This window comes from Rhodococcus opacus, assembly GCF_012396235.1.
Lineage (GTDB): Bacteria > Actinomycetota > Actinomycetes > Mycobacteriales > Mycobacteriaceae > Rhodococcus_F > Rhodococcus_F opacus.
On sequence record NZ_JAAXPA010000003.1, the window covers coordinates 218,402 to 229,878 of the forward strand.

Here is an 11,477-nt window from a genome sequence, read left to right on the forward strand (position 1 = left end):
TCACAGGCAGGCGGCGGCACCCCCGGCTTCGAAGGTGGCGGTGTCGCAGTAGGCGGCGCGGGGATAGTACGGACCCATCGTGGTGGCGGGGTCGGTGTGATTTGTTCTGCGACGCCTGCACCGACTGCGGGTAGAAGGCGTCGGACGGCAGCATGTACCGCAGGAACAGCACCTTCTTCGCGACGTCGGTGGAGCCCCAGGGGAGGACGGTGACGGTCGGGTCGGACGCGGCGCGGGCGGGGACGTCCTGCGGTGCGGCGACGACGTACGTGTAGTTGCCTGCGCCGTCGGTGCGTGTCTGGAAGTCGGCGGCACACGCGACGACCGGGTACGGCGTCACCTGATCGTTCTGGCACATCGACCAGTACCGCACCTGCCGGCCGGGTGCCGTGACGGGTTGGCCGGCACGGGTGTCGGGGAACGTCGGCGCCCGGCCCTGCACGACGACGATGCGTCCGGGCTGGTACGTCAGCCCCGCCCCGACATATTTGTTGTCGCCGTTGGGAAACAGGCCCGACGTGCTCGCGGGGTTCACGAACGTCGCCTCGGGCACGTTGCCGGGGAACGCGCCGGACGCCGCGCCGGCGATGATCTGGTCGAATGCGGCCTCCGCGGCCTGTCCGAGTGGGCCGTTGTCGTAGGCGGAGGGATCGAATGCGGATCCGCAGGTCGGCACCGGCGACGTCCGGCCCCCGAACGTCAGTGTCACGTCGGGTAGTGGAACGCCGCCGGTCGGAGATGCCGGGTCGTCGGGCACGTACACCCGGATGATGAGGAAACCGACGGGTACCGACTGCGCGTCGGCCCCAGCGGGCAGGGCCTGAATCTGGTTGCGGGAGTGGTCTGCCGGGCCGGTCACGACCGTCGCGTGCCAGCGCTTCTGCGTGGCGGGCAGGGCACCGGCGGCGGCGTCGGCGAACGGGTTTCCGCTGCCGGGGTCGGGTCCGATCTGGTTGTCGCGCAACGTGTCGACGGTGTCGAAGTTCGTCCCGTACGTGTTGAGCGAGAAGTAGCGGGCAGCCGGGTAGGTGCCGCTGAGTTCGATGGTGTCACCAGGCCCCAACGCGTAGGGCAGCACCCAGTACGTCGCGTTGGCGTCGGGGAAGGCGACGTCGAGCACGGTCGAGTCGGACATGAACTGCCACGCGCACTGCGCGGTCGGTGGGGGCGCCGCGGACGCGAGGGAGGTGCCACCGGACCACAGCAGCAGAACCAGCACGGCGGCAACGACTTTCCCGGTCATAGCTGTCAGAACACCTCCCCGAACGCGGTCAGCTTGTCGATGCCCTCCCGGTCGATCTCTCCGGGCGTGTACCGGTTGATCAGCTGGATGTAGGCGAGGTACCGGGCCATCGCGTCGGCACCCTGCTGTGCGAACGCCGGGGGTAGCGGCGCGGCGAGCTGAGTCGGCAGATACTGGGTCATCAGCTGGGCGGCCATGGCCGGACCGCGCGGGTCGTGATCGAAGGTGTTGTCGAGTTCCGCCCGGCCGCGTTCGGTGGCGTAGTCGTAGAACTCGTACTGGAACGAGGCCGGGTCGACGTAGGCGGTGGGTCCCAACCACTTCGAATACACCGCGACCTTCGCCTCGGGGGTGCGCAGCACGTAGATGTGGGTGGGGGAGTTGTTCCAGTTGACCCCCTGCGGTGCGTGCTCGTTGGTGGCGAGGACGACGTGGTCGCGACCGGCCGCGGCGTTGCTCCGCAGCAACGGCAGGAGGTCGACGCGTTCGGCATAGGTGGCGAACAGGTCCCCGGACATCCAGTTCCGGTCGCCGTGACCGAGCGTCGCGAGCAGCGGCACCACGTCGACGCTCGACGTGAGCTGACCGCGCGGGGTGTCGGTGTCGCCGGTGAATCGCCCGGTCGGGTCGGCGACGATCAGCGGGATGTGGAACGCCTCGTCGTAGGCGGTGGACAGTTTGCCTGCGACGAAGCCGTGCGCCCCGGCGTATTCGCCGTGATCGGACGTCATGACGAAGACGGTGTTCGCCGCGACGTCTTCCGGCAGCGAGTTGATCACCGTGCCGATGTGGTGATCGACCATCGACAGCACGTTGGTGTAACTGTCCAGGGCCCGCTCCCAGTACGTGTACGGGGCGAACGCGATGTGTCGGTCGGGATCGGTGCCCTGACCGTAGGGCTGGAGGTAGTAGTTCGACAGATTCTGGATGTCGTCGGTGACGCCGCCCCACACCAGGGCCTGGAACTCCCGCGCGAACACCTGGGTGCTCGGTTTGGACTGCAGTGCCTTCTCGGGTTCCCAGTTGGGCGGCACGGACGGAAAACCCAGCCGCGGAGGGTCGCTCTCGGCGGTGGTCACCGACCAGGCCCGGGCGGGGCTCAGCGGGGGAACGTTGTTCGCGTACAGCGACTGATACCGTTCCGCTTCCGTTCCCGCCCAGAAGAACTGCTGGTCGTGGGGATTGACGAAGCTCGCGGTGAGGCAGAACGGGCCGTCCCCGGGCTTCCGCGTCGACAACCACGCCGCGGCCTGGTCGGCGATGTGCCCGTCGAATTCGAATCCCTCACCGTTCATTCCGATGATGTCGGGCATCGTCAGTCCGTCGAACCCGTACTCCTCGAGGTAGCCGGGGGCGAGCCCGGAGTCCTCGTCGGGGGACGGCGACAGATGCCACTTCCCGACGTACGGCGTGACGTAGCCCGCCTGCCGCAGCAGTTTGCCGTACGTCGGAAAGTCCCTCCCCATCGCGGGCGACGGGACGGGGGAGGCCCGATTGCCGGTCCGCGTCTGCAGCATCCAGTTCTGCAGCGGATAGAGGCCGGTGACGAAACACGCACGGCCGGGGCTGCATGCCACCCCGGCCGTGTAGTGCTGCGTGAACTTCACCCCGGGCGCCCACAGCGTGTAGAGGTTGGGCATGAACCGCTGCAGGAACTGGTCGGCAGTGGTGATTTCCGCCGGAAAGACCTGGGGAAACCGCATCTCGTCGACGACGATGAACACGATGTTGGGCTGCACGTAATTGCTGGGCTGACGATGCAGCGGCTTCTCCGACGCGTCCGCCCGGCGGTCGAAGAGGCCCGACATCACGGTTACCCCGCCGGCGACCGCCGCACCCGAGAGAAACGTTCTCCTGTCGATCCGATGGCCGGCCTTCTCGTCGCTCATGGCGGTTCCTCCGGTCGAAGGGCTGGGATCGTCTCCCTGTCTGTACCCACTTTCGAACGAAGTAGTGATGTGTCGCCGGAAATGTCGCCCGTGATTGGATACACCCGTGAATGCCGTAGTCCCGACCCCGCCCGATCCGTTCTTCACCGTCGGCACCCGACTCGACGGGCAGCTGGGCCGCACCGGAACCATTCACACCCCGCACGGCGACATCGCGACGCCGTCGTTCGTGGCCGTCGGCACCAAGGCCACCGTCAAGGCGGTGCTGCCGGAGAGCATGAAGGAGCTGGGCGCGCAGTCGCTGCTCGCCAACGCGTACCACCTGTACCTGCAGCCCGGGCCGGACATCGTCGACGAGGCCGGCGGTCTGGGCAAGTTCATGAACTGGGACGGCCCGACGTTCACCGACAGCGGCGGATTCCAGGTCATGTCGCTGGGCGTCGGGTTCAAGAAGGTCCTCGCGATGGAAGCCGTCGGGGTGCGCTCCGACGACGTCATCGCGAAGGGCAAGGAACGCCTCGCGACCGTCGACGACGACGGCGTCACGTTCAAATCGCACCTGGACGGGTCGCGGCACCGGTTCACCCCCGAGGTGTCGATGCAGATCCAGCACCAGCTCGGCGCCGACATCATGTTCGCGTTCGACGAGCTCACCACACTGCTGAACACCCGTGGATACCAGGAGCGGTCGGTGGAGCGGACGCAGGCGTGGGCGGTGCGCTGCATCGCCGAGCACGAGAAGCTCACCGCCGAGCGTTCCCATCGCCCGTACCAGGCGCTGTTCGGGGTCGTGCAGGGCGCGCAGTACGAGGACCTGCGGAGGCAGGCGTGCCGGGGGCTCGAGTCGATCACGGGGGAGAGCGGCCGCGGTTTCGACGGGTACGGCATCGGCGGGGCGCTCGAGAAGCAGAACCTGGGCACCATCGTCCGCTGGTGCAACGAGGAGCTTCCCGAGCACAAGCCGCGGCACATGCTCGGCATCAGCGAGCCGGACGACTTCTTCGTGGCCATCGAGAACGGCGCCGACACGTTCGACTGCGTGAATCCGTCGCGGGTCGCGCGCAACGCCGCGATATACCACCCGGACGGCCGGTTCAACATCAACACCAGCCGCTTCCGTCGTGACTTCACGCCCATCGACGAGAACTGCGATTGCTACACCTGCGCGAATTACACCAGCGCCTACATTCACCATTTGTTCAAGGCGAAGGAAATGCTGGCGTCCACGCTGTGCACCATCCACAACGAACGCTTCACCGTCCGGTTGGTCGATCAGATCCGCGCCAGCATCGAAGGCGGCTACTTCGACGAGTTCAAGGCCGACACCCTGGGTCGCTTCTACCGCACGTGAGTGGGAAAGCGTCCTCGGGCACACTTTCCCACTCACGTGGGGGTCAAAGCTGGTAGGTGGGTTCGCGCTTCTTCACGTAGGCGATGACGCGGTACGTGATCGGCATGACCAGTACCTCGACGAGGGTCTTCCACAGGAAACCGACGATCACGTAGTTGACGAAATCGCTCCACGTGCTGATGCCGATCGCGCCTGCGGCGATGGAGCAGAAGATCAGGGTGTCGGCGAACTCACCGACGATGGTGGAACCGATGAGCCGCGCCCACAGGTGCTTCTCCTTGGTGCGCTCCTTGATCAGGACCAGCGTCACCGAGTTCAGCATCTGCCCGACGAGGTAACCGGCCAGCCCGGCGAGCAGCAGACGCGGGTAGACGCCGACGACGGACCGCAGCGCTTCCTGGTTCTCGTAGAAGTCGGCGGACGGCAGCTCGATGAGGAGCCAGAAGCAGAACGCGGCCAGGATCAGGGCGCCGAAGCCCAGGTAGATCGCGCGACGGGTCGACTTGAACCCGTACACCTCGCTGAGGACGTCGCCGAGAATGTAGGCCAGCGGGAACAGGAAGAAGCCGCCGTCGGTGATGACGGGCAGGATCTGCAGCGGTCCGATGGTCAGCGACGAATCGGCGAAGAATGCGACGCCCTTCGTCGCGCAGATATTCGAGATCAGCAGCGTCGCGGTGAAGAGGGCGACGAACGTGGGGTAGTACCCCCGGCTGACGTGCGCGAACGTCGCGTGGTCGTCTGGTTTGGTCTGCTGATCTGAGGCTGTCACGCCGCAATCCAAGCACCTGCACGGGGAAAGGCGCGAATCAGGAACGGGTGAACGTACCTTTTGTCCGATCTGACGCGACGAAAGGTACGTTCACCCGCACGGTAGGGAGTGGTTCGGACTAGCCCTGGACGACGCGCGTGCCGCCGGCCAGTTCGTCGTGCTTGCCCTGCTTGGTGGGGCTGCCGTTGATGGTCACCCCGATGACGATCGCGGCGACGACGCCGAGCAGTCCGAACAGGAACCCGAGGAGCGGGAACCCGCCGAGCGCGGACAGGACGTAGAAACCGTTCCTGGTCAGCGACTGCTGCTGGGTGGGGAGTCCGCCGTTCGGGCCCTCGACGCGCAGGCCCAGAATCTGCTTGCCCAGGGTCTGCCCCCTCGTCGTTTCGAGGAAGACGAAATAGCCGACGGCGGCGGCCGCGGTGAGGATCGCGCCGAGGACGCTGCCCACGAAGTTGCCCAGCACCAGCGCGAGGACGGTGCTGACCACGGCCATCGGGATGCCGACGATCAGGCCGTCGATCACTCGTGCGCCCAGGCGGGGAAGAAGTTCACCGGGGCGGGACGGGTCGAACCCGAAGTCCGGCTGCGCGAACGGCTGGGTGCCGAACTGCTGCGCCGAATCGAACTGCGGCGGTGCACCGAACTGCTGTCCGTGCTGCTGCCCCGCCCCGTTGTAGTGCGGTTGCCCGTACTGCTGCCCGCCGAACGGCTGTTGTCCCTGGCCTGGATCGAATCCACCGGTAGTCATGTGTTCCCCCTCGAATCTCGAGTCCTGAATGTCTCGGATGACGCCTGAGCACCTTACGCAAGGGGTGGGAGTGACTCGAGTGACGGGAGTAGCAAAACGGGTGAGCATACTTCCGTCCTCGTTGGACAGGAAGCACGCTCACCCGTGGGGAGCGGTCGGTCAGGCCGCGACGTAACGGCCGGTGAGCACGCGGTACGCGTAGGTCGACGCGATGATCGTGATCGGGATCGAGACGAGAAGTCCGACGCCGCAGAGGATTGCACCGACGATGTTGATGCCGACGAGGGCCAGGGCCAGCAGCAGCACCGGGCCGACGTTCTGCGAGATGACGCGGAAGCTCGACTTGATGCCGGTGATGGCGTCCTCGTTCTGATCGATGACGAACTGCAGCGTCCACCAGGTCAGGAAGATCACGATGAGACCCGGGATGATGAGCAGGACGAAACCGATGGTGGCGGCCACACCGATGATCACGCTGGCGATGATGATCGCCCCGACATTGGTGAACTGGAAGAACGAACCGAACGCCGGCTTGTTCCCGTCCACTTCGTGCAATGCGCCCCGCACCAGAGCCGCATTGATCAGGTAGCCGACGATGGTCGTGACGATCGTGCCGATGATGCGCCACACCGAGAACGCCGCGCTCATGTCGGACGACGTGCTGAAGCCGCCGAAGACGAGGTTCAGCACGACCTGGATGATGGCGGCGATCAGCAGGATGCCGATCCAGATGAGCGCGTTGTCCTTGAACTTGTTCCAGCCGTAGCCGATCGCGTCGCCCACGGAGAACTGCCCCGGCGTCTGCCCAGGCGTGCCGTAATCCGACATCGGCGGGGGCGGCGGATATCCACCGGGCGGCGGTCCCTGGTGCGGCGGCGGGTAATTGCCCTGCGGCGGCGGGTAATTTCCGCCGGGCGGCGGCGGTGGGTAATTACCGGGCGGTGGATAGTTTCCGCCGGGCGGCGGCGGGTAGTTTCCGCCGGGCGGCGGTGGCGGATATCCGCCGGGCGGCGGTCCCTGCGGCGGCGGAGGGTAATTCCCCGGGGGCGGCGGATAACCACCGGGCGGCGGTGGAGGATTGCCCTGCGGGGGGTATCCGCCCTGGTCACCACCTTCAGGTTTGTCGTTAGGGTCGTATCCACCAGTCGTCATGTGATCCCCTCAGCAAGAGTTGAATGCTCGCGCGTGACAGTGCGAATAAACACTACGTGGACAATCCTTTACTCGCCTCCCTTTGGTCTGCTTCTTCTCCTGCGGTTTTGATGCTTTACGCTGGTTATCGTGACTAATTCTGGGGGATCGGACGATTCGAATCCGTACAACGGGCAAACACCACCCACTTACGGCGAGCCCGGCTTGCCGCGCGACGGATACGGGGTCGACGAATCCGGTTATCCCACCTATTCGGCGCCCACCGAGAAGTATCCCGACTATCAGCAGCCGGGCGCGTACGGGACGTCGCCGAATCCGTATGCCGCGCCGAATCGGAATCAGTACGGCGGCGACCAGTACGGGGCTCCGAACCAGCAGTACGGGACGCCCAACCCGTATGCCGCCCCGAATCAGTACAGCGCCCCCAACCAGTACGGCGGCGCACCCAATCAGTACGGGCCGCCGGGCCAGTACGGCGGTCCCGCCCCGCAGTACGGCGCACCGAACCCGTACGGCGCGCCCTACCCGCAGTCGCTGGGGACGAACGGTCTCGCGATCGCGGCGCTGATCACGTCGATCGTCGGTGGATGCTTCTACGGGGTCGGCTCCGTCGTCGGCATCATCCTCGGCATCATCGCGCTGGGCCAGATCAAGCAGTCCGGGCAGGAGGGCCGTGGGCTCGCGATCGCCGGAATCGCCATCGGCGGCGCCTACGTCGTCGGCTGGATCCTGTTCTTCGTGATCATGGTGATTGCGGCGGCGTCGGGAGCCTGACCACCCACGGTTCGCGGTGCAGGCGGGCCGGGTCGAACCGGTCGAGGAGTATCCCGAGATCCACGACCTCGCCCGGTTCCGCGAGCCCGAGCGACGTCGCCAGCACTCCGAGGACGTCGCTCGGGGTGCGTCCCAACGCTTTCTGGTCGGTGAGCGTGACGGCGCCGTCGCGTTTCGCGAGCCGTTTGCCGTCCTCGTTGAGTGCGAGGGCCACGTGCGCGTAGGTGGGGGTGGTCAACCCGAGCAGCCCGGCGAGGTATGCCTGACGGGGCGCGGACGAGAGCAGGTCGTCGCCGCGTACCACCTGATCGATTCCCTGGGCGGCGTCGTCGACGACCACCGCGAGGTTGTAGGCGGGTGTGCCGTCGCCGCGACGCAGCACGAGGTCGTCCACCATGCCGGAATAGCTGCCGTGCAGGACGTCGTCGATGGTGAACGAGGTGACGCCGGCGCGCAGGCGCAGCGCGGGTGGTCGTCCGCCGGCGAGCCGGTCTGCGCGTTCGTCCGGTGTCAGGTTGCGGCACGTCCCCGGGTAGGCGCCCTGCGGTGCGTGCGGCGCCGACGCCGCTTTCTGGATTTCTCTTCTCGTGCAGAAACACTCGTACGTGAGACCGGCGGCATGGAGTTCGGCGATGGCCGCGTCGTACCGCGACAGTCGGTGTGATTGCGAGACGACGTCGCCGTCCCAATCGAGGCCGAGTTCCGCGAGGTCGGCCAGTTGCCGGTCCCGGGCGCCCTCGCGGACGCGGTCGAGGTCTTCGACGCGCATGAGGAACCGTCGGCCGGTGGACCGGGCGAACAACCACGCCAGCACGGCCGTCCGGAGGTTGCCGAGGTGCAGGTCGCCGGACGGGCTGGGCGCGAACCGACCCGCGCCCGCCGCCCGATGTGACGGCGGTTCACTCTGACGAGACGGATGTGACATCGGCCGAGGGTCAGCTGGCCAGTTCGATCGACGACGACGGCACGACGTCGGCGCCCTGCAGAATCATGCCGAGCTGAATGTCGAGGGCGTGCTCGAGGTACTCGGGCGGGTACAGCGCCGGACTGCCGATCGCATCGAGGGCGAGACCGTCGACGGTGGCGAGGAGAAGCGCCGCACGGGTTTCCGCCTCCGGGGTGCCGATCCCGATGAGCACGGCGGACAGTCCCGTCCGGATGGTGAACAGGGTCTTGCGCCGGATCTCGGCGAGCGACGGGGAGGTGGCGGCCCGGACGGCGAATGCCGCCATGACGTGCGCCTCCCGCGACCGCGCCTCGTCGAGCGGGAGCAACTGGGACATCGCGGCGAACAGGGCCCGGGCGGGATCCCCGCCGCGGTCGACCTCCGACAGTCGGGTGAGTAGTTTGTCGACGAGGGTTCGCAGGGCGAACGCGAACATCTCGTCCTTCGTGGAGAAGTGGTGCTGGACGGCTCCGATGGACACGCCCGCCCTCTTGGCGACCTCGCGCACGCTGGCGCCCTCGAGACCCGACTCGGCCGCGACGTCGAACAGGGCTGCGGCCAGGCGTTCGGGGCTGGTGGACGAGTATCGGCGTTCGCGCATGCCTCGAACATTACTGACGTATTGAATTAATACCTGCGTCAGGTGCGCGTGTTGCCGCGAGTGGCGGGTGTGACTTCGGCTATCGGCGGACGTACGTCAGGAAGATCATCCCGCTCTCGAACGCGCGGGACGCGGCCAGCCGGAACCGCTGCGGGCCGAATTCGCCGTCGAACAGGGGAATGCCGGTGCCGATCGCGACGGGGTTGAGCTTGATCCGGAGCTCGTCGATCTCGGGCTCCACGGCGGCGGCGAGCTTCCCGCCGCCGCACAGCCAGATGTCCTTGCCGTCCTCTCGCTTGAGTTCGCGCACCTTCTCGATCGGATCGCCCGCGACGATCTCGACGTCCGGGTCGGGCGACTCGGTGATCGTGGTCGAGAAGACGTACTGCCGCAGATGCGCGTACGGGCTGGTCACGCCGAGGTCGAGGGCGGGCTGGTAGGTGGCGCGGCCCATGAGCAGTGTGTCGAAATGGTTGTTGGGGGCGTCGATTCCCAGCGGTGCCCGCATGTGAGTGGGGACCGTCTCGGGGTACTCGGCGATCATCACGGGCATGTGATCGCCGTCGATCTCGAAGATGGTGCCGGTGGGGTCCGAGCCGTCGGCGCCGGCGATGAATCCGTCGATGGTGGCGGCGGCGTAGTAGACGAGCTTTCGCATGTGAGTCCTCCCGAAGTCGATAACTACTCCATTTGTAGTACTATGTCCGAAGTGGTTGCAAGTCTTTTGTCGAGGAGTGCCGATGGTGCAGAATCCGGAACGACGTGCGGCTCTCGTGAACGCGGCGATCGAAGTGCTTGCGCGAGAGGGTGCACGCGGTCTCACCTTCCGCGCCGTCGACGTCGAGGCGAGCGTCCCCAAGGGGACGGCCACCAATTACTTCGCCAGCCGCGACGACCTGTTCGACCAGGTCGGCAAGCGGATTCACGAACGCATGGGCCCCGACCCCTCGGTGGTCGAGGAAAGCGGTCGCAAGCCGCAGAATCTCGAGCTCGCGATCGAGTACATGCAGGGGTTGTTCGGCAGGATCACCCGCGATCGGACGGGCTATCTCGCGTTGCAGGAATTGCGACTCGAAGCGGTCCGGCGGCCCGAGTTGCGGACCGCGCTGACGCGCACGATCTCCGAGAACCTGGAGCGCGACATCGGGTTTCACCTCGACTCGGGACTGCCCGGTGATCGCAGCACCGTGCTGATGCTGTACCTCGCGATGAATGCGCTCATCGTCGAGCACCTGACGCTGCCCGGCGTGCTCGACGGGGTCGACACGGAGCGGCTCGTCGCCGATCTCGTGACGCGTGCCGTCGCTACGCCGGACGCCTGAGCGCGTAGTCGTCCACGTACTCCTGGCCCGACAGTGTCATGAGGGCGTGCATCAGCTCGTCCGTCGCGGCCCGGACGACGTGCCGGTTGTCGCGTAGCTCGGCGAATCGGGAGAAGTCGAGTGGTTCGCCGACGGTCACTGATACCGTGCCGAATCGCCACATCCTCGATCCGACGGGGTTGACCTGTCGTGTGCCGTGCATGGCGACGGGCACGACCGGGGCGCCCGTCGCGAGCGCGACCCGGGCGATTCCGGTCTTGCCCTTGTGGAGTCGACCGTCGGGCGACCGGGTGCCCTCGGGGTAGATTCCCCAGACCTTGCCGTCGTCCAGGATCTTCTCCGCGGTGTTCAGTGCGGATTCCGCCGCGGAGGCCCCGGATCGGTCGATCGGCACCTGGCCGGCCGCGGTGAAGAACCAGCGTTTCGCGCGACCCTTCGCGCCGCCCTCGGTGAAGTACTCGCTCTTGGCCACGAACGTGATGCGCCTGCGCACCATCAGGACGAGGAAGAACGAGTCGACGACGGTGAGGTGATTGCTCGCCAGGATCACCGGGCCCGACACCGGGATGTGGTGCGCGCCGTCGATCGTGGGCCGCCCGACGATCCGCAGCACCGGTCCGATCAGCACGTACTTGAAGATCCAGTACCACACGGTGAACTCCTGACTCGGGGGCCA

Annotated in this window: 11 protein-coding genes and 1 pseudogene; 3 read left to right on the forward strand and 9 right to left on the reverse strand. The window is 66.6% G+C overall.

From position 1 onward, the window contains the following. Together HGB39_RS05110 and HGB39_RS05115 are read right to left on the reverse strand one after the other, a co-directional pair. Window positions 1-1,243: pseudogene (locus HGB39_RS05110) on the reverse strand (hypothetical protein). 5 nt (window positions 1,244-1,248) lie between these two features. After that, window positions 1,249-3,132, reverse strand: a complete 1,884-nt coding sequence (locus HGB39_RS05115) for a sulfatase-like hydrolase/transferase (protein WP_005561588.1) — start codon at window positions 3,130-3,132, stop codon at window positions 1,249-1,251. Between the two features lie 106 nt (window positions 3,133-3,238). On the opposite strand from HGB39_RS05115, the gene tgt reads away from it, so the two are divergent. Continuing rightward, window positions 3,239-4,483, forward strand: coding sequence for a tRNA guanosine(34) transglycosylase Tgt (gene tgt, locus HGB39_RS05120; RefSeq protein ID WP_005561587.1), 1,245 nt, complete (start codon window positions 3,239-3,241; stop codon window positions 4,481-4,483). Between the two features lie 43 nt (window positions 4,484-4,526). On the opposite strand, the gene HGB39_RS05125 is transcribed toward tgt, so the two are convergent. From HGB39_RS05125 to HGB39_RS05135, 3 genes are all read right to left on the reverse strand, one after another. Beyond that, window positions 4,527-5,255: a queuosine precursor transporter gene (locus HGB39_RS05125; protein ID WP_005248717.1), complete on the reverse strand. Its 729-nt coding sequence runs from the start codon at window positions 5,253-5,255 to the stop codon at window positions 4,527-4,529. 118 nt (window positions 5,256-5,373) lie between these two features. Continuing rightward, complete coding sequence (locus HGB39_RS05130) at window positions 5,374-6,006, reverse strand: RDD family protein (RefSeq protein WP_005561585.1); 633 nt, start codon at window positions 6,004-6,006, stop codon at window positions 5,374-5,376. Window positions 6,007-6,165: 159 nt separating this feature from the next. Further along, window positions 6,166-6,834, reverse strand: coding sequence for a DUF2189 domain-containing protein (locus HGB39_RS05135; protein ID WP_005253341.1), 669 nt, complete (start codon window positions 6,832-6,834; stop codon window positions 6,166-6,168). A 528-nt stretch (window positions 6,835-7,362) separates the two neighbouring features. Between HGB39_RS05135 and HGB39_RS05140 the strand changes: the two genes are divergently transcribed. After that, window positions 7,363-7,932, forward strand: a complete 570-nt coding sequence (locus HGB39_RS05140; RefSeq protein WP_005572850.1) for a DUF4190 domain-containing protein — start codon at window positions 7,363-7,365, stop codon at window positions 7,930-7,932. Here HGB39_RS05140 and gluQRS read toward each other — a convergent pair. The 3 genes from gluQRS to HGB39_RS05155 all read right to left on the reverse strand — a co-directional run bounded on the left by gluQRS (window position 7,901) and on the right by HGB39_RS05155 (window position 10,137). After that, window positions 7,901-8,857, reverse strand: a complete 957-nt coding sequence (gene gluQRS / locus HGB39_RS05145) for a tRNA glutamyl-Q(34) synthetase GluQRS (RefSeq protein ID WP_064079900.1) — start codon at window positions 8,855-8,857, stop codon at window positions 7,901-7,903. The two genes, HGB39_RS05140 and gluQRS, sit on opposite strands and share 32 nt — an antisense overlap. Window positions 8,858-8,867: 10 nt before the next feature. Then, window positions 8,868-9,479: a TetR/AcrR family transcriptional regulator gene (locus HGB39_RS05150; RefSeq protein ID WP_005567432.1), complete on the reverse strand. Its 612-nt coding sequence runs from the start codon at window positions 9,477-9,479 to the stop codon at window positions 8,868-8,870. A 79-nt stretch (window positions 9,480-9,558) separates the two neighbouring features. Beyond that, window positions 9,559-10,137, reverse strand: coding sequence for a dihydrofolate reductase family protein (locus HGB39_RS05155; protein ID WP_005567434.1), 579 nt, complete (start codon window positions 10,135-10,137; stop codon window positions 9,559-9,561). Between the two features lie 82 nt (window positions 10,138-10,219). Here HGB39_RS05155 and HGB39_RS05160 point away from each other — a divergent pair, with 82 nt between their 5' ends. Further along, window positions 10,220-10,801, forward strand: coding sequence for a TetR/AcrR family transcriptional regulator (locus HGB39_RS05160; RefSeq protein ID WP_005567436.1), 582 nt, complete (start codon window positions 10,220-10,222; stop codon window positions 10,799-10,801). Here the strand turns inward: HGB39_RS05160 and HGB39_RS05165 are convergent. After that, complete coding sequence (locus HGB39_RS05165; RefSeq protein WP_005567438.1) at window positions 10,785-11,453, reverse strand: lysophospholipid acyltransferase family protein; 669 nt, start codon at window positions 11,451-11,453, stop codon at window positions 10,785-10,787. The two genes, HGB39_RS05160 and HGB39_RS05165, sit on opposite strands and share 17 nt — an antisense overlap. Window positions 11,454-11,477 lie beyond the last annotated feature (24 nt).

Bases quoted from the DNA above. Each gene is read 5' to 3' on its own strand.
- HGB39_RS05115 (WP_005561588.1), bottom strand. From the start codon at position 3,132: ATGAGCGACGAGAAGGCCGGCCATCGGATCGACAGGAGAACGTTTCTC.
- HGB39_RS05130 (WP_005561585.1), bottom strand. From the start codon at position 6,006: ATGACTACCGGTGGATTCGATCCAGGCCAGGGACAACAGCCGTTCGGC.
- HGB39_RS05135 (WP_005253341.1), bottom strand. From the start codon at position 6,834: ATGTCGGATTACGGCACGCCTGGGCAGACGCCGGGGCAGTTCTCCGTG.
- gluQRS (WP_064079900.1), bottom strand. From the start codon at position 8,857: ATGTCACATCCGTCTCGTCAGAGTGAACCGCCGTCACATCGGGCGGCG.
- HGB39_RS05150 (WP_005567432.1), bottom strand. From the start codon at position 9,479: ATGCGCGAACGCCGATACTCGTCCACCAGCCCCGAACGCCTGGCCGCA.
- HGB39_RS05155 (WP_005567434.1), bottom strand. From the start codon at position 10,137: ATGCGAAAGCTCGTCTACTACGCCGCCGCCACCATCGACGGATTCATC.
- HGB39_RS05160 (WP_005567436.1), top strand. From the start codon at position 10,220: ATGGTGCAGAATCCGGAACGACGTGCGGCTCTCGTGAACGCGGCGATC.